Consider the following 23,126-nt stretch of genomic DNA (forward strand, 5'->3'; position numbering starts at 1 on the left):
ATTCAGAAACTCCGGGGGATCCGGTGGCACAGAGTCAGTGTTTCTACATCGCCGGGTTCCTCACCGCGGTCACCGCCGCGGCACTGCGATTCACGGTTCTACTCATCGAAGACCACGGCGATCGCCGTCTCGTGACGAACCTCGCCGTCGCAACGGCCGCGCTCGCGATCGCCCTTTTCGGGATGGGAGTCGTCAACACATGTTGAACCGGCCGCTCTCACAGAAAATACGGCTACTTCGGAAGACACCGGACGGATGGGAGATGAAGCAACAGCGTGGTGGTGCACACCGTCTGCTGATGCTCGGTGCTCTCGCAATGGTGGTGATGTCGCTACCAGGGTGCGCCCGCGGGGAGGACTCCATCATGACCGTTCACGATCAAACCGTGCCGACACCGTGCACGCAGTTGTGCGCCGACTTCCGCGCAGAAGCTGAAATCTCGTGCCGCTTCAAGGCGCAGCTCTGCGCAGACGCCTTGACCCGCAAGAACAACCTCGTCCACGAAATCGACAAAACCACCACACCACTGGAGTGGACCGGCCAGAACTCCTCCCCCGTCGATGTCTTCAACCGCAGCCTCGAGCAGTACCTCTCCCTCGGATGTGCAGACGCTGCGAATCCACCAACTCCCATGCTCGACCCACAGATCGACGCAGACCGATGCGCATTCCTCGCGGCCAGCGCCGAACAACAATTCCACACCCTCACACTGCTACTCGCCCCGCAACACTAAAGCGCCCACACCCACGGTCCAGCTCCACATACACCCGAGAAAACCCCGGACGAAAGAAGCAAAAGTGACCCGAACTTTCCCGGAGGCAGACCACCCCACACACGGACAACACCCACCGATACAGGCCCGCGCCCAAAAGACCCGAGCTGCGATCCTCGACGCCGCAGCACATCAATTCGATGTCCTCGGATACGCAGAAACAAGCATCAGCACCATCATCGCCACCGGCGAGCTCACCAAAGGCTCCATCTACTTTCACTTCTCATCCAAAGAAGCCATCGCCAAGCACCTCATCGACGACTGGACGCGCACCCTCCTCGAGACCGTTGCCGCGTCCGATACGAGAACGTCCACGCCCGAACGCATCCGGTGTGTGTTCTCCGAGATCGCTCGAAGCGTCGCGCACAACACCCACCTTCGCGCAGGGATGAAGCTGACCCTCGAACCCTCGATCGACAACGCCGCCTTCGCCTACTGGATACGCGAGATCGACGCCCTCATCCAAACCGCGATTACCGCACACGAACTCGACGATCATCCACTGACCCGCCGACTGGCGTGGAACCTGTGCGCAGGAGTCATCGGCGCCGCCCACGCCCAGACCGGCGCCGCGGAAGACTTCAGCCTCGTCACCCGTATCGACGACGTAGTGGACGCGCACCTGAGGACCGCTGTCTCGGACCTCTGCCAGAACACATCACGATAGCGAGAGATTCATGACCACTTCGATCACCGACGTTCTGAACGCATACTCCAGTGGGCAGCAGACCCCCATCTCGACCCATCCACGCCAGCCGGTCGGCGACGCCGCCTTGTTCGATCCGCCCTGCGAGATACCCGGCATCGCCGAAAATTGGGACCTGGACGCCCTTCCCGACGATCTCCTCGATCTATGGACAAGCACCGCCGAATGTAGGCTCCACCACGACAATGGACTCCGGCGAGAGGGCATCACTCTACTGTCACCGTCGGCATCGAAGGCACTGACAGCCAGGGAACTGATGTTCTGGGGCGTCAACGACCACCGCCTGGCTAAAGACGACATCATCTTCGGAACTCTGCTCGTCGAACCCGAACTTCTCGTCTTCGACCCCACAAGAGACGAATACACCATACTGCTGGCTTCAATGCTCGAGGAACGCAAGGACTGGCCGGTCGTCGGCCGAAACCTCGCCGATTTCCTGCTTCGCTATCGACACTCGTGCAGTCAAAACCCTTGGAGAGCTTCGATCGTCAAACCGAACAGCCCCCGCGTCGGGTACTAACGAATTTCTGATTCCGGTGCGCTCCACGTGTCGCAGGAGCTGAGCCCTTCCTGCATCCCGCGGTCGAACCACATTCTGTTGTTCGCCTGACTCGGGTGAGTGTCCTCGGGGTCTTCGCCGGGGATGTCGATGTCGTCTTCCATGACGGACTCTTCGGCGAGGTTGGGCAGGATGTGATTCGCGCTGACACCGGAGAGGCATTCGGCCTGAGCCTCTAGCCGTTTGGTCCACAACATCACCTCCCAGGGGTCCTCTTCCAGTCTGGACAGCATCGACAGCTGTGAATGGAGTCCCATCGCCTCCTGAAGATGATGACCGTACTCGGGGGTGGCAACTCTGACGAGGTCGAGTTCGCTGAAACCGTCGTACGTCCAGATGCGGATGGTGCGGTTGCGGGAGCAGTAGAAACTGACCCCGTAGTCCTCGGCGCCTTCTCCGCAGAGAATGGGTGCGTCGTCGCCGCAGAAGCGCATGTCCACGTGAGGTGTCACCAAGTTGCCGCCGTCGAGTGCCTTGTCCACGACCGGACTCCACATCTCGTCCAGACAGCTCATCATCCCTTCCGCGTACCGCTTCTGGCGGGTGATGTCACCGCGCCATTCGACTGGCGTGCAGTCGATCTGCGGGAACTGCAAGTCGGTGTCTGTCAACCGCTGACTGGTTTCGGAGACCGCGGCATAGGACGGCAGCACCCGTTTCACGAAGGACGCGGCGACATTCACACCGATCACCAGCATCACAACAAGTCCGAGGGCCGTGGAGGTCACGATGATCGCTATCTGTTTCCGCTCAGGTTCATTCGTTCCCCTCGGGATCGGCCGTGCTTTCGTTAATGATATGCAGTGCAGGGTATTTCCGGACGCGGCCGGACAAGCGCCATCGCTCGTGCAACGGCGGGACGGTGAACATCTCACCAAACGCGGGACCAGCCAGGTGCTGACGACTCTTCGGGCTCTCGTGCAACTGACGAAGCACAGCGCGAAACACGTTCGGCCCCACCGCCAGTGTGTGAAACGCAAGTCGATAATTCCTCGTCCTGTTGTACGCCCAGGCCGGTCCCTGTACCTGCGCGCCGTCCACGACCGCGAACAGCGCCGCAATGACCGCAGTCAGGAACAAGGCGTACCTGGCAAGAAACCAGGACCGTTCTGCGGCCACTGCGGATCCCAATATCGGACGGCACGGTTGGGCTCAGGGGTTGTCATGGGTGCACGCTTCCGTAGTGGTGGCGCGCGCGTGATGAACAATCTCCTCGATCAGCGTGCTCTCGGTACCTGTCCATCCGCCGCACTCGAGGTGCACGTAGCCGGGCTGGAACGGTGAGTCTTCGGTGATGATTCCCGGAGCGAGGCGAAAGAGCGGCGAACCGGGTGAGGTGTTCTCCACCCGGGCATCGGGTTTGAGAATGATATCGATCGCGTACTGTCCGCGCGCAGCTCGTTGCACTGTCTGCACGTCACACCAGCGGAGGTAGCCGCGATAGGCGCGACCGAGTTCCATCAGCATCCCGTCGTCATCGATCGATATACGGAACGCGCCGAGGTACCGCAGCGAGATGACGGGGGCCACCGCGAGGGCGAACGCGCTCATCGCCATCCACCAGTTGGTGTTGAAAGAACCGATCACCAGATCGGTTCGGCCGATACCAGCGTCGGCGCGGCCGGCGTAATTCAGGCCAATGCCGAGGAACAGCAATCCCAGCCCGAGCATCGCCAACCACAGCCAACCCGCCGCCGCACACTGCCGCGCTGCCGAGAGAGTAAACGTTCCGCCGCAGCCGACCACGCCGGACACATCTGCCGCTCTCGGACGCAGCGCCGCCACGGTCAACATGGAAACACCGGCGAAGATGCCGCACAGCGCCCCGGTGATACCGAGTGCATACGGGACGGTGGAGGTGGCCTCGTACATCACGATCGCCCCGACGCCGACGATAACGCTCATGATCATCACGCCCAGGAAGGCGACGGAACCCCAACGCCGCTCCCACTGCGCATACAGCGCCCCCGGGAGATCCTCGTACGGATCAGTCATGGCACGGCTCCTTCATCGGTCCCGAATGCGGTGGTCGGTGGGCGTGCAGCCCGGTTTGTCGTATCGGTTCACGGGCCGCTTGTTCCGGTCGGTGATTCGTGAAGCCCAGTCAGGGACGGGGGTAGCCCTTCTCCTTCAGCAACTGCTCAGCCCGCGCGTACCCGGCATCAGCCGACGCTGTCATCCAACGTCGCCCCTTCTCCGTGTCCCCACTTGCCAGATACGACGCCGACAGCAGATACATCGCTTCACCGCTACCCGCTGCGGCTGACTTCTCCAACCACACCCGCGCCCGGCCATGCACACGCGCCTTGATGAAATGACCGCCCAAAAGATTCGCCGCCCGGATGTGACCGGCACTGGCAGCCTTCTCCAACCACGCAAGCCCGGTGCGTTGATCGGTATCGAGAAGCTCGGCACCGACTTCGGACATCGCGTCGACCTGACCCGCCTCGGCCGCTTTACGCACCCAGTCGAAACTTTCATCGCGATGCCCGTCGACGCTCAGATCGCGGCCGTGCTTGTACATCGCGTCCGGATCACCTGCCTGTGCTGCGGTCCGGGTTGCGTCGGGGTCGTCGCTGACCATCATCATCGGAAGTCGAAGGATCATGTCGTGAGCGCGCGTATCTCCGGCATTGTTCGCTGCCTCGAACCACGTTCTCGCGGCGACGAAGTCATCTGCTCGCATCGAGATGAGTCCCATCCAGAACATCGAGATGGAGCTACCGGCCTCCGCTGCGCGGGTGAACCACACTGCGCCGCCGCCGAAATCGCCACGCGAACACATCACTAAGGCCACAGTAGTCATGGCGCCGACGTCGCCCGCTTCGGCGCTGCGAGTCACAGAGTCGAGCTGCTCGTCAGTGAAAGCGATGGTGTCCGGGAATGTCAGCTCACCGATCAAGTCGAACATGGTCGCCGCCCTTTCAGAGAATCTTGATGGTGCTGTGAAGCTGTTCGACGTCGTCGATCTGTTGTTGAGTGGCGCCGTCGGAGACGGATGTCATTTCCGCGCCTTTCGCGACCGAGGTGACCATGTCGATTCCGACCTGAAGCAGTTCGGCAGAGCCGACATCCGGGTTAGGTGCGTTCTTCGATGCGAAGCCCGCGACATCTCGTGCTGCGGGACTTGTCGCGGTCCTTTTCCGGGTGAAGCTGAGTGTGTCGTCGAAACCTGGTGTGTCGTCGTCGACGGCCCAGCTGTCAGGTTTGAGGACCGACCACCTCGGCGGTCCGACTTCTCCTGGCTGACTGACGAATTCGGTTCCGCGGGAACGCTGCGCATCTACCTCGGGGGCACCGACCGACGAGCCTTCAGCGCTGCTGCTGCAGGCTGCAACGACAGGAAGGAGCACTGTCGCACTGAGCACCAACGCCGCGAGTGCTTTCTTCATCGTGGACTCCTCGTCGTGGCTGCACCACGCCGCGCACTGCGCAACATGTAACCCGGATTGTCGGGTTCTGGACATCCAGTCAACGATATCGCGCAAACAAGTAGCAACCGACACGACTTACTTGAGAGTCAGATCACAGAGCTGGAGCGCTCGCACTCCCCTCCTACGCAGTCAGCTCATTTCAGCCATCTGCGAGGCGGAACAGAATTTTCGGCACGGGCTGACGCGGAGGCCTGGCTCAACTGGCGTCGGTCTCGGCAATCCCGAGCGCCCGCTCTGCGGATCGGCGCACATCGTGCAGCGACTCTTGGAGGGCATACAAGCTCAGCATCACGCCCTCTCCTGCGCTGTCGTCTTCGCCAGGTTTCGGTTCGCGGCCGGGCAATCGGACGGTGAGTGTCTTCGGGTCGATCGACCGCAAGATCGGGCGATCATTTCCGTTACCCAAAGGGGTGTTCTGAGACATCACCATCCAGGGCGTCATGACGAAAGTGTTGTAGTCCTTCTTCGTGAACGTATCGAGCCGTTCATCGTAATGTTCGAGAGAGTCTCGCACGGCCCGGGAGTTCAGCAAGTCGTCATCGAGCGCGAGTGTCGCTCGTAGGTCATCACCGCGTCCCTCGGCCCACTTTCCCGAGTTGTTTACCGGACGCAGGATTTTCGATGCAAGGGCACCAGCCCCGAGAACGGATTGAATTCCGGCGCCGAGTTCGACGAGGTTCTGCCTCGCATTCGCGCGGTCCTCGACTCCGGCGAGCTGACTCTCGGACGAAATCGCTGCTTTGATCCTGGCGATGCCCGCGTCGACGATCTCAGACTGGTAGATGAGTTCGTTGAGGTAGATGTGCCGTGTTTGTTCGTATGGTCGTAGCGCCATCGCTTTTCCCGCTCACTTTCCCGTCGCGGTCACACCACTGTGATGGGGCGGGGTGTCGAAGAGCATCACCCGTCCTGTCGATCGGTGGAGGTGTTGGTGCGCTCACGGTAGCGCGTACTGGACAGCCGGTGCGCCGAGCCCGTGCGTGATCAACATCCAGATCATGCACAGTAGGTCGCTGATGTCGTCGATGAAGGCTTTCAAGGATGTGTCCTCTTTCGTTGGTTTCTCTCCGTGTACCACTGTGGAGCTTTGGTCGTTCACAGTTCTCCGCGACGGTTCCATCGAACGGGCATCGCATTGATCGACCGCTATGCTCGAGAGACTCGCCGTGAGCAGTTAGGGGCAAACTGATGATTCTGCTGGCCGGATCTGCTGCGACACCTACCATTCCACTCGAGTACGACCTCACGTGGACGGCGCTGGTAGTGGCTTTCGTTGCTCTGACGGTCGCTGCTCTGGTTTCCATCTTTCGCACACCACATGACCGGATGGCATCGAAGTTTTGGTGGTCAGCCCTGGCCGTCGCGTTTCCTATTGTCGGAGCTGTTGTGTGGTTTATCTTCGGGGCGCCGCCGTTGCGTCGTCGCGCTCAGGCCGAGCGATCTTCGTAGTCCGCGAGTCGCTTCCGGCGGGCGACCGAGGTCAATAACTCGTCGTACTGGCCTCTAGCGGGGAGGTTTCGGGCAGATGTGGTCGTTCGCGGCGGAGACAAGCACATCGGCTTGGTGTGCGTTTAGCGAGATACCGAGGGCCAAGAGGTCGTCGACGGCGTGTGCTTCCGTTTCTTTGTCGGAGGCGCTGGTCAGTCGTTTCATCATGCACATCTTGGGCGTGTAGTCGGCGATGGCGTCCAGGTCGGCGGGGTCGGTCGCGATGTCGGCTGCGGTGAGTGCGGCGAGGTAGTCGCGTAGCTGTGGTGTGCCTGCGAGTGAGGGCGCGGGGTCCGGGACGTCCGGGATTCTCGCCGCTCCTGGGATGTGTTCCGCAGCTGATGATGTCGCGATCATGCCGGTATCGGAGGTGTGGTCGTCGCCGGAGACGGGTGCGGTTGTGCCGCAGGCGCACAGCACGGGCAGCGCGAGTGCAAGCAGTGCGGCCTGAAGTCGTGACATGGTCGTTGTGCCCTTCGTTGCGGTGGGTATGGGGCGGGTTCCGGCACAGCGCTCGCGCTCGCGGTCGATGCTGTGCGTGTGCGAAATGCGCTGCGTTCCGGATGGTTTCGATTTGCTGAGCCGTGACTCCTGGTCCCCAGTCAGCCGATATTAGCCGATCGACCGGGGCTGCGCCTATCGCGTCTCACGGTATGATCTCGTGACCAAGCTCACGAAGTGGTAGGTGAATACTGTTCCGTGCGTGCTTGTTTCAACTTTCAATCACAGACGCGCCTCCACCTAAAGTAGTAATCGCAGCCTGCCGCGGCCGGTGCCGATTTCGGGCTTCGCGCTAAGTTACCGCTGGGTAGGTCCGGTTACGGAGCCGTAGCCAGGCCTCCACCCTCCGAAGCGCGCGTTTCTGTCTCTGCCGGTATCAGATACCGTCCGTCACAGCATCGCGGTGTGTTCTGGATCGCCTCTCGTGCAGCGGATTTCCGAGTCACGGCAATCGAGCCGCTGTACTTTTCTCGCACCGTGATGGATGGTTTGAGCCGCACCCACAACCAGGCGAATGCGACATCGGCGCACACCTGACTTGCTGCGGTGCCGTCGGGGGACGTTCACCAAACTTGGCTTTTCCGTGCCCTTTTCGGCTTTCACGTCTAATCAAGGAGCTGCATTGCCGCATTCACGATTCGAATCCATCGGCGCGTACCTGCCCGACGAGGTTCTCACCACCGAGGAGCTGATCGGCCGACTCGCACAGAAACCCACCTTCGATCTCGCTACCATCACCGGGGTTCAGGAGCGCCGAGTTCACGACAAGACACCGGGCAATTTCGAGGATTCCTTCACGCTCGCCCTCAAGGCTGCACGAGACTGCTTGTCCCGATCACGCTATGGCGCAGACGAACTCGATGTCGTCATCTCCACCTCGATCTCGCGCAGCAAGGACGAGTCGAAGGTGTATTTCGAGCCGTCCTTCGCGGCGATGATCGCCAAGGAACTCGGCGCCACCGGGGCCATTCACTTCGACCTGTCGAACGCGTGCGCGGGCATGATGACCGGAACCTACGTGTTGGACAGGATGATTCGGTCCGGAGCCGTCCGCAACGGGTTGGTCGTCAGCGGCGAAGCGATCACGGCCATTTCCGAGACGGCGGTCAAGGAAATCACCGGCGGCTACGACCTGCAGTTCGCGTCCCTCTCCGTCGGCGATTCCGGGTGCGCGTTGGTCGTCGACGAATCCGTCGACGAGCGCGATCGCATCGACTACATCGAACTGATGACCGCATCGGAGTACGCCGATGCCTGCTTGGGGATGCCGAGCGACAAGAACCCGGGCGTGGCCCTCTACACCGACAACCGGCGCATGCACAACGAAGACCGGTTCAAGTTGTGGACGAACAGTCAGCGTAACCACCTCGCCGCCAGCGGCACGACCTTCGCCGACGAGGAATTCGACTACATCATCCACCACCAGTTCGGCGCGTCGGCGGTCACGTTCATGAACGCTCTCGGAGAGCGAGAGTTCGGCACACCGATGCCGGAAGCGTTGAACGTGGTCGAAAAGTACGGAAACACCTCCACCACCTCGCACTTCATCGTTCTGCACGATCAGCTGCAGCAGAACGCCATCGCGGCCGAGTCGAAGATTCTCATGGTGCCCGCGGCATCGGGCATCGTCACCGGCTTCCTGTCCGCCACGATCTCTTCCTTGGAGGCCTGACATGGGCGTCGTCATCACATCCGTCGGCACGAGCTACGACCGCGACAGCGGCAGCGTCGTCACCCACGCCGCGCGAGCGGTCCGGCAGGCGCTCACCAGCGCCGCCGTGGAGCCGCAGGAGGTGGGCGTGCTGATCAACACGGGCGTCTACCGCGATTCCAACACCGTCGAACCGGCGATCGCCGCCCTGATTCAGAAGGACGCCGGTATCGGTCTCGAGTACGGCGAACACGATCCCCGTACCTTCTCCTTCGACCTGATGAACGGTGCGTGCGGTGTCCTCAACGCCGTGCAGGTCGCCGACGCGATCCTCTCCACCGGCAGCACCGGCCGTGTCCTGGTCGTCTCCGGGGACACGCACCCCAGCGCCGTCGCCGCAGGCGCCCCGGACGGCTTCCCCTACGCCACCTCCGGCGCAGCCCTTCTCCTCGAACGCAGCGAGGGCGCTGAAGGTTTCGGCTCGGTTCACACCGAACTCGCGGACGGCCCGTCGGTCGTCGACGGGTTCGTCGAGACGAAAACGATGGGCGCGAACGGCCGCAACCTCATCACCGTCGAGCGGGACGCCGACGCCGAAGAACGACTGCTCGACGTCGCCCTGGCGGCAGCGTCGGCCGCGATCGACGCCAGCGATCCGGACCTGTCGTCGACGGTGCTGATCGCATCGACTCCCACGCCAGGCTTTCCTGCCCTGCTCGCCGCGAAGCTCGGTATCACCGCGCTCGACGCGGCGGCGTTGCCCGCATTCGGCGGTGACACCCACACCGCCGCACTGACGGTGGCGTATCAGCACGCGGTGCAGGGCAAGCTGCTCGGTGAGTATTCGACGATCCTGTTCGTCGCTGCCGGAGCCGGACCGAGCGCCGCCGCGACCGTGTACCGCCTCTCAGCAGGTGCCGACGCGAAATGACCGCCCCCACCTATTGCGGCTCGATCGACTTGTTCCGCGACCTCGCCGCGCAGCACCCTCAGCGCTCCGCGGTGACCTACGCGACCGGCACACCGGCTGGGGCGCTTCCGGACTACGAGCAGATCACCTACCGCGAACTCGATCAGTGGTCCGACGCCTTGGCCCAGCGCTTCACCGCCTCGGGCGTCACGGCGGGTACTCGCACCATCGTTCTGGTCACCCCCGGTCCGGAGCTGTACGCGATCTTGTTCGGACTGTTCAAGGCCGGAGCCGTCCCCGTCGTCATCGACCCGGGAATGGGGCTGCGCCCGATGCTCCGGTGCCTGGCCGCGGTCGATCCGCAGGCCTTCATCGGGATCCCGCAGGCGCATGCGGTGCGGGTGCTGTTCCGGCGCACCTTCCGCGGGGTTCACACCTCGATCACGGTCGGTCGCCGCTGGCTGTGGGGTGGACAGACGCTGGCGATGTTGGGACGCACCCCGTCAACCTCGACCGGGTCGCCTCGCATCGCCGGGGGCGACGAACTGTTGATGATCGCCTTCACCACCGGATCCACCGGCCCCGCGAAAGCGGTGGAGATGACCCACGGCAACCTCGAGGCGATGGTCGAGCAGACCCGAACCTTGGCGGCACGCGAAGGCCTCGAGACGTCGCTGGTGACGCTGCCGATGTTCGGAGTACTCGATCTGCTGATGGGATCGAGTCTGGTTCTGCCGCCGCTGACTCCGAGCAAAGTCGGCGCCACCGACCCACTGCACGTCGTCGACGCGATCAACCGATTCCAGGTCCACACACTGTTCGCCTCCCCCGCCGTCCTGGGTCCACTGCTCGATCACGCCCGGCGGCACCGTTCACTCATGCCGACGGTGCGTTCGGTGTTCTCCGGCGGCGCACCGGTTCCCGATCACGTGGTGACCGGCCTGCGCGAGGTACTGCCCGAGCATGCTCAGGTCCACGCCGGGTACGGATCCACCGAAGCGTTGCCGATGTCTTCGATCGAATCGCGTGAGCTTCTCGGTGGGCTCGTCGACCGCACCCGCAACGGCGAGGGCACCTGCATCGGGCGCCCGGCACCCGGGCTCGAGGTCCGCATCATCACCGTGACCGACGACCCGCTGCCCCGCTGGTCCGATTCGCTGCAGATCGGCAGCGGTATCGGCGAGATCGTGGTGTCCGGCCCGAACGTCAGCGCCCGCTACTACTGGCCCCCAGCTGCGAATCTGACCGGCAAGATCACCGACGGTGACCGGATATGGCACCGCACCGGCGACGTCGGCTGGGTCGACGATCAGGGCCGCATCTGGTTCTGCGGACGCAAGAGCCAGCGCCTCGAAACCAGCGACGGACCGATGTACTCGGTGCAGGTCGAGCAGATCTTCAACACCGTCGACGGCATCGCCCGCACCGCCCTGGTCGGTGTCGGTGCCCGCGGTCGGCAACGCCCCGTGCTGTGCGTCGAACTAAAACCCGGCCACAACCAGGATGCGATCGCCGAGGCACTGCGCCGACGCGGCGCCGAGTTCCCACTCACCGCACCGGTCGCCGACTTCCTGTTCCATCCCGGTTTCCCCGTCGACATCCGGCACAACGCGAAGATAGGCCGCGAGAAGCTCACGGTGTGGGCAGCCGGAGAACTCGACACCACGGTGGCAGCATGAAAACCATTGCACTGCGCACCATCCCGATCCTCGGATGGATCTTCCTGGCCTACGGCGCCCTCACCCAGCTCCGTGGTCACCGCCTCCGGCATCCCCTGATCCGCACTGCCTGGTGGATCGACGCGTTCTTGTCCCTGATCGTCCATCCCGCTCAGATCCCGGCCGCGCTGCGCCGCGCCGACGGCCACCGCTCCCGAACAGCGACCGCAGCATTGACGCTGATCTTCGGAATGACCTGGTGGACAACCCAACCCCGCCGCTCCGACGACGAGAAGAGAACACGATGAAGGTACTGGTCACCGGCGCTTCCGGTTTCCTCGGTGGACGACTCGTACGCTGGCTCGTCGCCGACGGCGGGCACGACATCTCGATCCTGGTCCGACCGACCAGCGATCTACGCGACCTCGGCGAGACCACCGCCCTGACCCTCGTCTACGGCGACCTCACCGATCCGCAGTCCCTCGCCCGCGCCACCGAAGGCATCGACGTCGTCATCCACAGCGCCGCCCGCGTCGACGAACGCGGCGTCCGCGCACAATTCGTCGAAGAGAACGTCACCGCCACCACCACCCTTCTCGATTCCGCGCGCCGCAACGGCGTCAGCCGATTCGTGTTCATCTCGAGCCCGAGCGCGTTGATGGAATACGACGGCGGCGACCAGATCGACATCGACGAAACCGTCCCGTACCCGCGCAGATTCTTGAACCTGTACTCCGAGACGAAAGCCGCCGCCGAACAGGCAGTGCTGGCCGCGAACGAGCCCGGATTCACCACCTGCGCGCTCCGACCGCGCGCAATCTGGGGGCCAGGGGACCGGTCCGGGCCGATCGTGCGACTGCTCGGGCGCGCTCAGGCGGGCACCCTGCCGAACCTGTCCGGCGGGCGCGAGGTGTACGCCTCACTGTGCCACGTCGACAACATCGTCGACGCCTGCGTCAAAGCGGCCACCTCCGACAACGTCGGCGGCAAGGCCTACTTCATCGCCGACGCCGAGATCACCAACATCTGGCCGTTCATGGGGGAGGTCGCCGAATCGTTCGGGTTCGCCGCACCCACCCGCGCGGCGAACATGGCAGTGGTCCGCGCCGCCGTCACGGTCCTGGACACGATCTGGAAGATCCCGTACCTCGCCGTGAGGTACTCCCCTCCCCTCTCGACATATGTCCTCGCGCTCATGACCCGCACCTCGACGTTCGACACCACTGCCGCGCGCCGCGACTTCGGATACGTCCCCGTCGTCGACCGGGACAGTGGACTGCTCGAATTCCAGGACTGGGTCCAGTCGCAAGGCGGCATCGCCGAGATCACCCGAACCCTGAAGTGACATTCAGCCGCCTAGTCCCCCAACATATTCCGAGGTGCCCATGACATCGACCACCCCCGTGTTCACACGACCGATTTCGGCGACCGAACGGTTGTACCTAGCTACCGAGCCCCTGGCCGAACCGTTCGCCATCCAACTCGTCGTCGAAGGTGCCGGTGACATCGATGTCGACGCAGTTCGCCGCGCCGTCGAACGCGCCTCGCACGCCTGCCCCGGCGCACGGCTGGTCCGCCGGGGCGAGAGCTGGGTAGACAGTGGCCTCACCCCGCACCTCGAAATCGTCGAACACGGCGGTGTGGACTTCACCGCGCTCGATGCGAACCCTATTCTGACCCGCCCGCTCGGTGTCACCGCGGACGCCACCACCGAGGTCGTGCTCGTCACCTCGGACCCGACGACCGTCATCTTCCGCGCCTTCCACGGCGTGATGGACGCCAAGGGCCTGGGCGCCTGGGCCGCGGACGTGTTCCGGGTCCTGCGCGGTGAGGAGCCGCTGGGGGCGCCGGACGCCACCGCAGATCACACCCTCGTCGACCGTATCGGCGCACCCGGAACCCCCACCCGGCTGCTGCCGACGTACCGATCCCCCCTCGGCGCCGGGGCACCCATTAGCGGCGGCGAGCGGTTCCTGTGGCGCCACCGCAGCGTCGACGGCACCCACCCGTCGGCGGTAGCCCGGATCGCCGCGGTCCTCGCCGACACCACCGGCCGCCCGGTCCGGCTGATGGTGCCGGTGGATCTGCGCCGCCACGATCCGGCGATCCGATCGACCGCGAACCTGGCGCTGCCGCTGTTCCTCGACGCGGATCCGGGGCAGAGCGCAGCGGAGATCAACGCACGCCTGCTCCTCGGCATGGTCGAAAAGCGTGAACTCAACGAGATGGACAACGGCGGACTGGCAAAGATCCCCGCCCCGATCACCCGCCGTATCCTCGCGTCCGTGCACGCCTTCGGCGCCCGCGCGAACCGAAACCTGGTCTCTGCGATCGTCTCCCACGCGGGCAAGATCGACCTTGCGGCGCTGTCTGCGCCCGGGTTCGCGGCCACCGCGGTGCGGGCACTGCCGGTGCACACCGGGTTGGTGCCGATCTCGTTCGTCGTCGTCGAGTCGGGCACGCGCACCGAGATCACCGTCTCCTGCCGGGCATGCCGCGGTGTCGCAGAACGATTGGAGGCGCTGCTCGATCGGATCGTCGCCGAATTCGATCCCGCAGCCGCCCTACCCGCTCCACCAGCGCGAGGCGTTGACGGCCCGGCGAACCGGCAGAACGTGAACAGCCTGTTCCAACTGCAGGTCCGCACCCGTCCCGACGCCGTCGCCGTCGTCGCCCCCGACAGCGAGTACACGTACGCCGAAATCGACTGGTGGGCCGACGCTGTCGCCGCCGAGCTGCTGCGCCGCGGCATCGGCCGCGGATCGATCGTCGCCGTACTCGCCGACCGATCCGTCGAAGGGATGGTCGCGCAAGTGGCGATCCTGCGGGCCGGGGCCGCGTTCTTGCCCCTCGACCCCAAACACCCCGCTGACCGCCTCGCCGACACCGTCGCCGACTCCGACGCGGCGCTGCTGCTGACACGGCCACACCTACGCGATCTCGTCAGCACCGGCATCGACGTTGTCATCGTCGACGACATCGACCAGGACACCGACGAACCCGTCCACGTCCCGGTGACCGCCGACGACATCGCCTTCGTCACCTACACCTCCGGATCGACCGGACGACCGAAAGGCGTACTCGTCCCCCACGGCGGGATCGTCAACTACCTCGAATCCGCCAGCGACTGGTACAAACTCGGCCCCGACACCCGCTTCGCGCACTATCACACCCCCGCCGCGGACATGGCCTGCGCAGCGTTCTTCAGTCCCCTGCTCACCGGCGGCGCCGTCACCCTGATCCCCGACGACATCTCCCACCTCACCTTGCAGACCATGCTGCGCGACTCCGGCGCCAACACCTTCCTGCTGACCCCGAGCTTGCTCGAGGTCATCGTCCGTCTGGGCATCGACGTCCCCACCCCGCGCACCGTCATCATCGGCGGCGAACAACTACACCCCGCCCTCGCGGCGAAAGCACGCACGTTCTTCGGCCCCGACGCGCACCTGCTCAACAGCTACGGCCCCACCGAACTGTCCATCGTGTGCACCTCACACGTCATCGGCTTCCCCGACCCGGCGGCGCCGTCGATCCCGATCGGACACCCCGCCGCGAACACCACGGTCTTCCTGCTCGACGAACACCAACAGCCCGTACCGGCAAGGGAAGTCGGCGAACTGTACTTCGGTGGTCCGCAGCTCGCCCGCGGCTACCTCGCGCGCCCCGAGCTGACAGCGCAACGCTTCGTGCACCTGCCGAGCGGTGAACGCACCTATCGCACCGGGGATCTCGCCCGGCTCCTCCCGAGCGGTGAACTCGATTTCGTAGGTCGCGCCGATCACCAGGTCAAGATCCGCGGCAACCGCGTCGAACCAGGCGAAGTGCAATCGGTGCTCGAGCACTGCCCCGGGGTCAGCCGAGCTGCCGTCCTCGGCCGCGCACGAGAGGGCGGCGGAAACGTCCTCGTCGCCTACGTGATCGCCGACCACTCCGACGGCACCACGGTCCGCGGCTTCCTCGCGGAGAGGTTGCCCGCCTACATGATCCCGTCCACCCTGCACTTCGTCGACGAGCTGCCCCTGACCGCGAACGGCAAACTCGACACCTCCCGCTTGCCCGGCGCATCCCCCGCACCGGCAACCGCACAAGCACCGGCCACTGTCGCCGACGACGACCTGACCGCGATCACCGCGATCTGGGCCGACGTCCTGCGCCTCGACGTCCACACCCTGAGCGCCGACTCCGACTTCTTCGCCCTCGGCGGCGATTCCCTCGCCTCGGTGGAGATGCTCGCCAAGGTCTCCCGCACCGTCGTCGGCGCAGCAGCAGAACCGGTCTTCGTCGCCCAGCTCGAAGGCCTGCTCCATCACCTGACCCTCGGCCGCGTCCACGCCGCCGCGACCACCGCACGCGCAGGAGTGAACTCGTGATCTTCATCGGCGGCGGATCGCTGCTCTGGCGCGCCGTCCGGTTCGCCGACAGCGCCGGGCACACCGTCGATCTCGTCTGTGTCGACGACCAGGTAGACATCCCCGGCGATCACCGGATCCTGCGCACCGACGACGTCAACAACGACTACGACATCCTCCGCGGCGCCACCACCGACGACGTGGTGTTCTCCATCAACAATCCCACCATCTTGCGGGCACCACTCGTCGGCTCGGACTTGCGGATCTACAACATCCACAACGGCCCCCTGCCCACCTACCGCGGACTGCCCGAGATCGCGATCGTGCACGCCATCCTCGCCGGAGAAACCACCTACGGCGCCACCCTGCACGCCGTCGACACCGGCATCGACACCGGAGCCGTGTTCGACACCGAGGACTTCCCGATCGACCCTCAGGACGGCTTCCAAGACGTGATGATGAGCGGCCTGCGCGCCTGCCACACCCTCTTCGAACGCAACCTCGACGCCGTCCTCGCGGACGCCCTCACCCCCATCACACCCCGCGCCCGCGGCGGTGGCTACTTCGGGCGATCGCGGCTCCCGGACCTCGCCGGACGCCGCGCCAACCCCGAATACGCTCGCGCCGCGAATCTCGGCGTCTTCACCCCGCTCTACCCCGACCTGGTCGCCGCCCTCGCAGCTGCTCCCACGACCGAAAGTGAGCGCTCGTGAACCTGTGGGCGAGAGTGATCCTTCGACGCCGCTGGACGATCCTGCTGGGCACCATCGCGCTCGTCCTCATCGCCGGAGCGTGGGGATCGACGGTGATGAACAAACTCGGCGCGGGCGGCTACTCCGACCCCGGCAGCGAATCCATGCAGGTCGAACGCATCGTGCAAGAACACTTCGGCAGGCAGACCCCCGATGCCGTTGCCGTGTACACCGTTCCGGACGGGCAAACCCTCGACGACATCGGCGACGACATCAGCCGCAGTCTCGACTCGATCGACCCCGCCCTCCTCGACCGGCCGGTCCTGACCTACTGGAACACCCCCGCCGCTGCCCCGTACCTCCGCTCGCACGACGGCACCCAGGCGTTGGCGGTCGTGTTCGCCGCCGGAGACGAGAACGAACGTATCGCCGCCTTCGACGAGATCGAACCGCACCTGCGTCTCCCCGGCATCGACACCGACGTCACCGGATTCACCGCTCTCGCAACAGCGATCAACGACCAATCCGAACGCGACCTCGTCTTCGCCGAATCACTCTCCCTGCCTGTCACTCTCGCCGTGCTTGTCCTCGTCTTCGGCGGGCTCGTCGCCGCCTCCCTCCCGGTCCTCGTCGGTGCCCTGTCCGTCCTCGGTGCGCTGGCCTCCCTGCGCCTGATCTCCGAGTTCGTCGACGTCAACGTCTTCGCCGTCAACATCGCATCGCTCCTTGGTCTCGGCCTGGCCATCGACTACGGCCTCTTCATCGTCAGCCGCTTCCGCGAAGAACTCGCCCGGGAGGGCGCCGACACCGCCACTGCGATCACCCGCACCCTGGCCACCGCCGGACGCACCGTCGCGTTCTCCGCACTGCTCCTGATGTGCGCATTCGCTGGAACACTCGTCTTCCCACAGTCGATGCTCAAATCCCTGGGCTTCGGCGCCATGTCCGCCGTCGCGGTTGCCGCCGCGATGTCCCTGACCGTGCTCCCGGCGGCGTTAGCGCTGCTCGGCCACCGCATCAGCACGTGGAGTTGGCGCACCGACGCCTTCGAACACGGCGAGGCCAGAGCCCAACGCTTCTGGGGCACGGTCACCTCAGCTGTCCTACGCCGCCCCGGTGTCATCGCCGCCGCAATCATCACGGCACTACTGCTCCTCGCGGCACCGGTCACCGGCATCAAACTCGGCGACGTCGACCACACCGCCCTTCCGCCGGGCAGTTCGGCTCGGATCGGCGCCGAAACCGTCGCCGCCGCATTCCCCGCCGCCAACAGCGGCGTCCTGATCCTCGCCTCCGGCACGGACGACACCGCCCCACCCAGCGACGCGATCACCGCACTGCGCGGCTTCGTCGCCGCTGTCGACGGCGTCACCAATGTCGCCGTCGTCGGCGCCAACGAAGCGGTCACCGTCCTGCAAGCGCAGCTGTCGGTCCCCGATCGATCACAAGCTGCGATGGCGGCAGTCGAGGACATCCGCGGCCTCCCCACCCCAGACGGTGTCGACCTGCAGATCGGCGGCCTGAGTGCGATCACCGCAGATGGCGTCGACGCCATCATCGACTGGCTTCCCGTCATGATCGCCATCATGGCCGGAGCTACCCTGCTGCTGATGCTGCTCGCCTTCGGATCGATCGTCCTGCCCCTCAAAGCAATTGCCGTAGCGTTCCTGAGCTTGGGCGCAACCTTCGGGATCCTCACCCTCATCTTCTACGACGGGCACCTCTCCCACCTGCTCGGTGTCAGCGAAGGCCCACTCGCCGCGGGAATGGTTGTCCTGGTGATCTCCGTCGTCTTCGGACTCTCCACCGATTACGAGGTGTTTCTCATCTCCCGCATGGTCGAAGCCAAACACGCCGGAGCGAGCACCGACGAAACGATCCTCATCGGAGCGACACGCACCGGTCGAGTCGTCACCGCAGCGGCAACCCTGCTGATCCTCGTCACCGGCGCCTTCACACTCTCCGAGCTGACCCCGATGCGCTTCATCGGAATCGGCATGATCATCGCCCTCGCACTCGACGCCACCTTGGTGCGGATGCTTCTCGTCCCAGCACTGGTCACGTTGATGGGCAACGCAAATTGGTGGGGGCCTGCGTTCCTGCGCACACCTGCGGCGCCCGCCGCGCTTCCGACCACCGCCACCGTGCAGTAGATAGTATTTCGACGTGGCCAAAGGGAAGCAGATAGAAGCAGCACGCGCCGCTGCCGCCGAGCAATCCGCACACTGGTGGCAGTACGCGCAGCTCGCCGCACGCGAGGCTCGCGCCGGACACACACCACCTACGATGCCACTGCATGGAATCGTGCTCGGTCACAACGAATTCGCCATTCTCCAAACCGAAGCGACGTACGCGCGCCTCTGGGGAGGAGACGGAACCTACTTCCGCAATTCCACCTTCGCGTTCGGCAACCCCGCATTCGTCGTCGGCGCTCTCGCCGCCTCAGCGATCGGCAACAGCGCACGCAAACGAGCAGCGCAGCGCAACGCCCAAGTCACCTGGCGTGAACACCAACACGTTTCGGTTATCGTCACCAACCAGCGTTTCCTGTGCCACACACATTCCCAGGGCTGGCTCAGCTTCTACTTCAACGCCGTCAGCGAGTTCTATCCGGACCTGCACGGCTGGACAGTCAACCTCGTCTTCGAAAACGCTGTCCCCCTGCAACTATCAGGGCCATCCACACCGGCACTGTCCCTGTGGTCCGCGATCGGCATCCTCGGCCCACGGTGGGCGGACGACCCCAGACTGGCACCCCTGCTCGGCTGACAGCTCCGCAGCGAAACGGCACAACCGCACCGGCAGAACTGCTTTCCGAAACCACCACGAAACAGCCGCTGCCACCCCAGCGACCAACCCGGCCACCCGATACGCTCACCACCGTGGACAACGACGACGACAACACCCCGATCCCCGCTCCATCGCAGCAACCCCGAGCAGATGTCCTCGCCCGCGTCGCGGCTGCGTTGAGTGGCAATGACATCAGCGCCGCCAAACGCATCATCGGACAGGACTACCCGTTCACACCGCCTGTGACGACATCCCGGAACTACACACCTCGACAGTCGCTACGGACCTTCATCCGCGACGGATTCATCGACCGATACTCCGGTACCCGGCTCGTACACCCAGGGGCACTGCGAGTCCTCTCGCGGACCATGCCGGAGGTCTTCCCATTTCACCCCAACTGGCTGATGACCGCGACGCACTTCGCGTTCTGGGAACTCTCACCCACCATCGATCACCTCGTGCCAATCGCACGCGGCGGCGCCGACGACGAAACGAATTGGGCAACGACCTCGATGCTCCGCAACTCCGCCAAAGGACACTGGACCCTCGACGAACTTGGATGGACAATCACACCAGCTGGCGACTACCAGCATTGGGACGGACTGACCGACTGGTTCATCGAACACGTGAATAGGAACCCGGAGTTGTTGGCCGACAAGTACATCGCTCGCTGGCACCGCGCATCGGTCGACGTCTTGAACTCCAATCCGCAGCCGCCTATCCGATGACCATCCTCACGACAGCGTCCACGCCGACCTCCCGATAGTCCACGCCTCCAGCGCGGATGAATAGAACACCGCCGAGGATCGCTTCCACCTCCACGTCCTCAAGCACCGTGCCGTCGTCGAGCGACAACGACACGCACTTGATCGCCTCGCCGCCAGAGAGGGCATCCTCGCACGTTGTCCGGACCACAACACTGAATGTCGAACGTCCACTATCGTTATCGGATCTCAACGTCACAGTCACCCGATGCCACCCCCAACTCTCCACGTACATCGCCGCACCCCAACGCAGTGGACATCCCTGCTACGCCCGACCATCTTACTGGCCGATCTAGGGTGCCGAGGCGACAGCTCGCCAACACCCGATCGTCCGGGACCACCACCGCATAGACACCAAACTCGAACACCGATCACACAAAGTCTGAGACACTCAGAGTCGACAGCAATTCGGTTGTATCACTATATTTCTCACTATCGGTACGACGCAGTTGGAGTTGACCATGAACGCCACCGATCACTCTGAAACGCTGGCCTCACTGATGTCCGTGCAACCCTCAACGGTCGTCACCGACGACGGGGTCCGTATCAGTGTCCGCGAATGGGGACCTCGCACCGCACCGTTGACGGTCATCTTCGCGCACGGCTTCTGCCTGCAAACCTCTACGTGGGCACCACAATTGGAGTATCTCTGTCAGCACTGGGGCGACACGGTCCGTATGGTCGCATACGACCAGCGCGGTCACGGCGAGTCCGGCGGCGCACCCCCACTCTCGTACACCATCGACCAACTGGGCTGCGAAATGCAGGCCGTCCTGGATGCTGTAGCGCCGGACGGACCTATCTTGTTGGTCGGGCACTCGATGGGTGGAATGAGCATCCTCTCCCACGCCCGCCAGCACCCTGAGATAATCGGATCCCGGTTCGTGGGAGCAGCTTTGATTTCGACGTCGGCCCGCGGACTCGCCATGGCCGGACTCTTCCCCATCGCAAACACGCCGGTCATCAATACTGTCCGCGCCGTCAGTGCCCGACTACCTCTCGGATCTCGTCCTCTCTCCGCGGTTCTCCCCGCGCTCGCCCTCGACCACATCATCTACGGCCGTGGTGCCATCCCGAAGCCTGTTCGCAGCCAAACTGACCGAGTCATCACCAGTACCAGGCTCGCAACCTGCACGGGTTTTCTGGAATCGCTCCAACACCAAGACACCTCCGACGCGCTCGAACCCTGTCGACGATTCCCACATTCGTCGTTTGCGGAGACGTCGATTACGTGACGCCACTACGCAATTCAATACATCTCGTGTCCGGGTTGAACCGAAACACAGTCTTTGTACGAATCCCGAAGGCCGGACACCTCGCACATCTCGAACAACCTGCTGTGGTCAGTGAAGCCATTGTTGCTCTTGCCGCGCGTTCTGCAACAACTGCCGGACTCGGTTCTGTGCCCACAGCTTCCGTGTGCTGACTCCAGAATTATTTCTGCCAGCGACTCGTTCGCGGCGGCGGCGTCTTCTCGGCGCGAGCGTCCCATCAATCGGTTCAACCGACGCGCGCAGTCCTTCGATCGACACCGCAGGTACCCTCCAACACATGAAACGCATCGCTACCATGACCGCGGGTGGCTTGCTCTTTCTCGCCGGGCTACTCGGAGTGTGGTCAACCATTGCGTTCGTCGAGGTGTTCCCCAGCGAGATTCTTGTAGTGGCCGCCATCGGTTTCGCATTGATGATCGCCGGTGGTGCTGGCCTCGTAATCCGTGCCTTTACTGCTGCATAATCCGATGACGCGGCGCGACACGAGAGATTGCCGAAGTCGGCAGACAAGCAATGGACTTTCACGGGGTAGACCAATGCCACCCGCACCGCCAGAATATCATCGAAGTTGACGTCCAGCGTTTTCTCCCCAACTCCTACACGGCTAACCGCCCATGACCTGATCGAGAACGGCGTTGTACTGGGGAATCAGTGCGGGATCAGTGGGGTCCGATCCATCTTGTGTGTAGCGAAGGAAGATCAGCCCGTTTTGGTGATGCGAGGGGAAGATCGTCGAGAACTTGTTTGCCTTCTCGATGTCCGCGAACTGGTAGATCGAAAACTCGTCGGTCGTAATGAGCTTCACGCAACCGCTCTCTAGGCAGAAGGTCGTGTTGACCCTCGGGTCTATCACCGGAAGCCCAGCATTTCGGATTGCCAGCAGAACGTCGTCCGCTGACACCGCATCGGCTGGCACGTCCGGGACTGGACCCGCGCACTTGGGGTTTGTCAGCATCTCAACTTCACTGCCGCCTACGGAGAGTCCTGTGCGTGCTGCGCCAATGCGTCCAACTGCAAACTTGCCATTCGCAATTCGACTGGCGGCAGTTGGCTCCATCTCGGATGAGCAATCGAAGGCGACATGATAGCCGCCATCTTTTTGCAAATAGTCGCTTCGAATCTCAGCAAGAATGTTCTCTAGTTCGGACTGAGTTGGTAATTTGGCAACAATTGCAGTCATGTACTCGGGTCTACCAGGGCTATCCGTTGTCACAACGTACATCGGTGTCGCAGATGGTGGAGCGGGTGCGGCGGCCGTGGATCGCGTCGTCACGGGTGCGCGGGTTGTTGACGTAACCACCTCTGTAGTTGTGGTCTCCGCGGTGTTCTCGTCATTCTTTCCGAGGTCCAGTTTCGAGATCCCAACGATGACCAGGAAGCCGACAATGACGATCGCGATCGCGAGAAGTTGACGTTTACGATTCTTTGCCTGCTCGGGTGTCTCTGGCGTCGGGGTATAGGCGGCGGGCATAGGTTGTGTCGCGCTGGTCCACTGTTGACCGTCCCAGTAGCGGAGCTGCTGGCTGCCTTCGGGGTCGGGATGCCATCCGGCTGGGGGTGCGTTCATTGTGGCGCCTC

At 63.8% G+C, this 23,126-nt stretch carries 26 protein-coding genes; 17 read left to right on the forward strand and 9 right to left on the reverse strand.

What is annotated here, in order from left to right; all coding sequences use genetic code 11:
* Window positions 1-23 precede the first annotated feature (23 nt).
* The 4 genes from R4P65_RS19245 (at window position 24) to R4P65_RS19260 (ending at window position 1,998) form a co-directional block, all read left to right on the forward strand.
* Window positions 24-206, forward strand: coding sequence for a hypothetical protein (locus R4P65_RS19245; RefSeq protein ID WP_317827748.1), 183 nt, complete (start codon window positions 24-26; stop codon window positions 204-206).
* Between the two features lie 56 nt (window positions 207-262).
* Window positions 263-733, forward strand: coding sequence for a hypothetical protein (locus R4P65_RS19250; RefSeq protein ID WP_317827749.1), 471 nt, complete (start codon window positions 263-265; stop codon window positions 731-733).
* A gap of 64 nt (window positions 734-797) precedes the next feature.
* Window positions 798-1,439 (forward strand): TetR/AcrR family transcriptional regulator, encoded by a 642-nt coding sequence (locus tag R4P65_RS19255; protein WP_317827750.1) that lies wholly within the window; start codon window positions 798-800, stop codon window positions 1,437-1,439.
* A gap of 10 nt (window positions 1,440-1,449) precedes the next feature.
* Window positions 1,450-1,998: a hypothetical protein gene (locus tag R4P65_RS19260; RefSeq protein WP_317827751.1), complete on the forward strand. Its 549-nt coding sequence runs from the start codon at window positions 1,450-1,452 to the stop codon at window positions 1,996-1,998.
* Here R4P65_RS19260 and R4P65_RS19265 read toward each other — a convergent pair.
* From R4P65_RS19265 to R4P65_RS19290, 6 genes are all read right to left on the reverse strand, one after another.
* Window positions 1,995-2,765: a neutral zinc metallopeptidase gene (locus R4P65_RS19265; protein WP_317827752.1), complete on the reverse strand. Its 771-nt coding sequence runs from the start codon at window positions 2,763-2,765 to the stop codon at window positions 1,995-1,997. The genes R4P65_RS19260 and R4P65_RS19265 overlap by 4 nt on opposite strands.
* Window positions 2,766-2,793: 28 nt before the next feature.
* A complete protein-coding gene (locus R4P65_RS19270; protein ID WP_317827753.1) occupies window positions 2,794-3,156 on the reverse strand; it encodes a hypothetical protein in 363 nt (120 codons plus the stop codon).
* Between the two features lie 33 nt (window positions 3,157-3,189).
* Window positions 3,190-4,032: a hypothetical protein gene (locus tag R4P65_RS19275; protein ID WP_317827754.1), complete on the reverse strand. Its 843-nt coding sequence runs from the start codon at window positions 4,030-4,032 to the stop codon at window positions 3,190-3,192.
* A 109-nt stretch (window positions 4,033-4,141) separates the two neighbouring features.
* Window positions 4,142-4,948, reverse strand: a complete 807-nt coding sequence (locus R4P65_RS19280; protein WP_317827755.1) for a tetratricopeptide repeat protein — start codon at window positions 4,946-4,948, stop codon at window positions 4,142-4,144.
* A gap of 13 nt (window positions 4,949-4,961) precedes the next feature.
* Window positions 4,962-5,429, reverse strand: coding sequence for a hypothetical protein (locus tag R4P65_RS19285; RefSeq protein WP_317827756.1), 468 nt, complete (start codon window positions 5,427-5,429; stop codon window positions 4,962-4,964).
* Between the two features lie 238 nt (window positions 5,430-5,667).
* Window positions 5,668-6,306, reverse strand: coding sequence for a hypothetical protein (locus tag R4P65_RS19290; RefSeq protein WP_317827757.1), 639 nt, complete (start codon window positions 6,304-6,306; stop codon window positions 5,668-5,670).
* A gap of 353 nt (window positions 6,307-6,659) precedes the next feature.
* Between R4P65_RS19290 and R4P65_RS19295 the strand changes: the two genes are divergently transcribed.
* Complete coding sequence (locus R4P65_RS19295) at window positions 6,660-6,920, forward strand: PLDc N-terminal domain-containing protein (protein ID WP_317827758.1); 261 nt, start codon at window positions 6,660-6,662, stop codon at window positions 6,918-6,920.
* A 54-nt stretch (window positions 6,921-6,974) separates the two neighbouring features.
* Here the strand turns inward: R4P65_RS19295 and R4P65_RS19300 are convergent, their stop codons facing one another.
* Complete coding sequence (locus R4P65_RS19300; RefSeq protein WP_317827759.1) at window positions 6,975-7,421, reverse strand: hypothetical protein; 447 nt, start codon at window positions 7,419-7,421, stop codon at window positions 6,975-6,977.
* A gap of 661 nt (window positions 7,422-8,082) precedes the next feature.
* Between R4P65_RS19300 and R4P65_RS19305 the strand changes: the two genes are divergently transcribed.
* The 10 genes from R4P65_RS19305 to R4P65_RS19350 all read left to right on the forward strand — a co-directional run bounded on the left by R4P65_RS19305 (window position 8,083) and on the right by R4P65_RS19350 (window position 20,238).
* Window positions 8,083-9,132, forward strand: coding sequence for a 3-oxoacyl-ACP synthase III family protein (locus R4P65_RS19305; RefSeq protein WP_317827760.1), 1,050 nt, complete (start codon window positions 8,083-8,085; stop codon window positions 9,130-9,132).
* 1 nt (window position 9,133) lies between these two features.
* Complete coding sequence (locus R4P65_RS19310) at window positions 9,134-10,042, forward strand: hypothetical protein (protein ID WP_317827761.1); 909 nt, start codon at window positions 9,134-9,136, stop codon at window positions 10,040-10,042.
* Entirely contained in the window at window positions 10,039-11,700 is a 1,662-nt protein-coding gene (locus R4P65_RS19315; protein WP_317827762.1) for a fatty acid CoA ligase family protein, read from the forward strand. Before R4P65_RS19310 ends, R4P65_RS19315 begins: the two co-directional genes overlap by 4 nt.
* Window positions 11,697-11,987 carry a hypothetical protein gene (locus tag R4P65_RS19320; protein WP_317827763.1) on the forward strand — a complete coding sequence of 97 codons (291 nt, stop codon included), beginning with the start codon at window positions 11,697-11,699 and terminating at the stop codon, window positions 11,985-11,987. Before R4P65_RS19315 ends, R4P65_RS19320 begins: the two co-directional genes overlap by 4 nt.
* Window positions 11,984-13,024, forward strand: a complete 1,041-nt coding sequence (locus tag R4P65_RS19325) for an NAD-dependent epimerase/dehydratase family protein (RefSeq protein ID WP_230813081.1) — start codon at window positions 11,984-11,986, stop codon at window positions 13,022-13,024. The genes R4P65_RS19320 and R4P65_RS19325 overlap by 4 nt, the downstream gene beginning before the upstream one ends.
* Window positions 13,025-13,064: 40 nt before the next feature.
* Window positions 13,065-16,049: a non-ribosomal peptide synthetase gene (locus R4P65_RS19330; RefSeq protein WP_317827764.1), complete on the forward strand. Its 2,985-nt coding sequence runs from the start codon at window positions 13,065-13,067 to the stop codon at window positions 16,047-16,049.
* On the forward strand, window positions 16,046-16,741 hold the full coding sequence (locus R4P65_RS19335) for a formyltransferase family protein (RefSeq protein ID WP_317827765.1): 696 nt from the start codon (window positions 16,046-16,048) through the stop codon (window positions 16,739-16,741). The genes R4P65_RS19330 and R4P65_RS19335 overlap by 4 nt, the downstream gene beginning before the upstream one ends.
* Window positions 16,738-18,873 carry an MMPL family transporter gene (locus R4P65_RS19340; protein ID WP_317827766.1) on the forward strand — a complete coding sequence of 712 codons (2,136 nt, stop codon included), beginning with the start codon at window positions 16,738-16,740 and terminating at the stop codon, window positions 18,871-18,873. Before R4P65_RS19335 ends, R4P65_RS19340 begins: the two co-directional genes overlap by 4 nt.
* A gap of 13 nt (window positions 18,874-18,886) precedes the next feature.
* A complete protein-coding gene (locus R4P65_RS19345) occupies window positions 18,887-19,489 on the forward strand; it encodes a hypothetical protein (protein ID WP_317827767.1) in 603 nt (200 codons plus the stop codon).
* Between the two features lie 113 nt (window positions 19,490-19,602).
* The gene (locus tag R4P65_RS19350; RefSeq protein ID WP_317827768.1) at window positions 19,603-20,238 is read left to right on the forward strand and encodes an HNH endonuclease; all 636 of its coding nucleotides are present in this window, start codon (window positions 19,603-19,605) and stop codon (window positions 20,236-20,238) included.
* Here R4P65_RS19350 and R4P65_RS19355 read toward each other — a convergent pair.
* A complete protein-coding gene (locus R4P65_RS19355; protein ID WP_317827769.1) occupies window positions 20,228-20,479 on the reverse strand; it encodes a hypothetical protein in 252 nt (83 codons plus the stop codon). The genes R4P65_RS19350 and R4P65_RS19355 overlap by 11 nt on opposite strands.
* 256 nt (window positions 20,480-20,735) lie before the next feature.
* On the opposite strand from R4P65_RS19355, the gene R4P65_RS19360 reads away from it, so the two are divergent.
* Both R4P65_RS19360 and R4P65_RS19365 read left to right on the forward strand, forming a co-directional pair.
* Window positions 20,736-21,509, forward strand: a complete 774-nt coding sequence (locus tag R4P65_RS19360; protein WP_317827770.1) for an alpha/beta fold hydrolase — start codon at window positions 20,736-20,738, stop codon at window positions 21,507-21,509.
* Between the two features lie 316 nt (window positions 21,510-21,825).
* On the forward strand, window positions 21,826-22,011 hold the full coding sequence (locus R4P65_RS19365) for a hypothetical protein (RefSeq protein ID WP_317827771.1): 186 nt from the start codon (window positions 21,826-21,828) through the stop codon (window positions 22,009-22,011).
* Window positions 22,012-22,152: 141 nt separating this feature from the next.
* On the opposite strand, the gene R4P65_RS19370 is transcribed toward R4P65_RS19365, so the two are convergent.
* Window positions 22,153-23,115, reverse strand: coding sequence for a DUF2510 domain-containing protein (locus R4P65_RS19370; protein WP_317827772.1), 963 nt, complete (start codon window positions 23,113-23,115; stop codon window positions 22,153-22,155).
* Between the last annotated feature and the right edge of the window lie 11 nt (window positions 23,116-23,126).

The organism is Rhodococcus sp. IEGM 1318, assembly GCF_033142465.1.
Taxonomy (GTDB): Bacteria; Actinomycetota; Actinomycetes; order Mycobacteriales; family Mycobacteriaceae; genus Rhodococcus_F; species Rhodococcus_F qingshengii_B.

Bases quoted from the DNA above. Each gene is read 5' to 3' on its own strand.
- R4P65_RS19315 (WP_317827762.1), top strand. From the start codon at position 10,039: ATGACCGCCCCCACCTATTGCGGCTCGATCGACTTGTTCCGCGACCTC.
- R4P65_RS19320 (WP_317827763.1), top strand. From the start codon at position 11,697: ATGAAAACCATTGCACTGCGCACCATCCCGATCCTCGGATGGATCTTC.
- R4P65_RS19300 (WP_317827759.1), bottom strand. From the start codon at position 7,421: ATGTCACGACTTCAGGCCGCACTGCTTGCACTCGCGCTGCCCGTGCTG.
- R4P65_RS19365 (WP_317827771.1), top strand. From the start codon at position 21,826: ATGAAACGCATCGCTACCATGACCGCGGGTGGCTTGCTCTTTCTCGCC.
- R4P65_RS19290 (WP_317827757.1), bottom strand. From the start codon at position 6,306: ATGGCGCTACGACCATACGAACAAACACGGCACATCTACCTCAACGAA.
- R4P65_RS19325 (WP_230813081.1), top strand. From the start codon at position 11,984: ATGAAGGTACTGGTCACCGGCGCTTCCGGTTTCCTCGGTGGACGACTC.
- R4P65_RS19260 (WP_317827751.1), top strand. From the start codon at position 1,450: ATGACCACTTCGATCACCGACGTTCTGAACGCATACTCCAGTGGGCAG.
- R4P65_RS19295 (WP_317827758.1), top strand. From the start codon at position 6,660: ATGATTCTGCTGGCCGGATCTGCTGCGACACCTACCATTCCACTCGAG.
- R4P65_RS19275 (WP_317827754.1), bottom strand. From the start codon at position 4,032: ATGACTGATCCGTACGAGGATCTCCCGGGGGCGCTGTATGCGCAGTGG.
- R4P65_RS19330 (WP_317827764.1), top strand. From the start codon at position 13,065: ATGACATCGACCACCCCCGTGTTCACACGACCGATTTCGGCGACCGAA.
- R4P65_RS19285 (WP_317827756.1), bottom strand. From the start codon at position 5,429: ATGAAGAAAGCACTCGCGGCGTTGGTGCTCAGTGCGACAGTGCTCCTT.
- R4P65_RS19360 (WP_317827770.1), top strand. From the start codon at position 20,736: ATGAACGCCACCGATCACTCTGAAACGCTGGCCTCACTGATGTCCGTG.
- R4P65_RS19310 (WP_317827761.1), top strand. From the start codon at position 9,134: ATGGGCGTCGTCATCACATCCGTCGGCACGAGCTACGACCGCGACAGC.
- R4P65_RS19250 (WP_317827749.1), top strand. From the start codon at position 263: ATGAAGCAACAGCGTGGTGGTGCACACCGTCTGCTGATGCTCGGTGCT.
- R4P65_RS19280 (WP_317827755.1), bottom strand. From the start codon at position 4,948: ATGTTCGACTTGATCGGTGAGCTGACATTCCCGGACACCATCGCTTTC.
- R4P65_RS19370 (WP_317827772.1), bottom strand. From the start codon at position 23,115: ATGAACGCACCCCCAGCCGGATGGCATCCCGACCCCGAAGGCAGCCAG.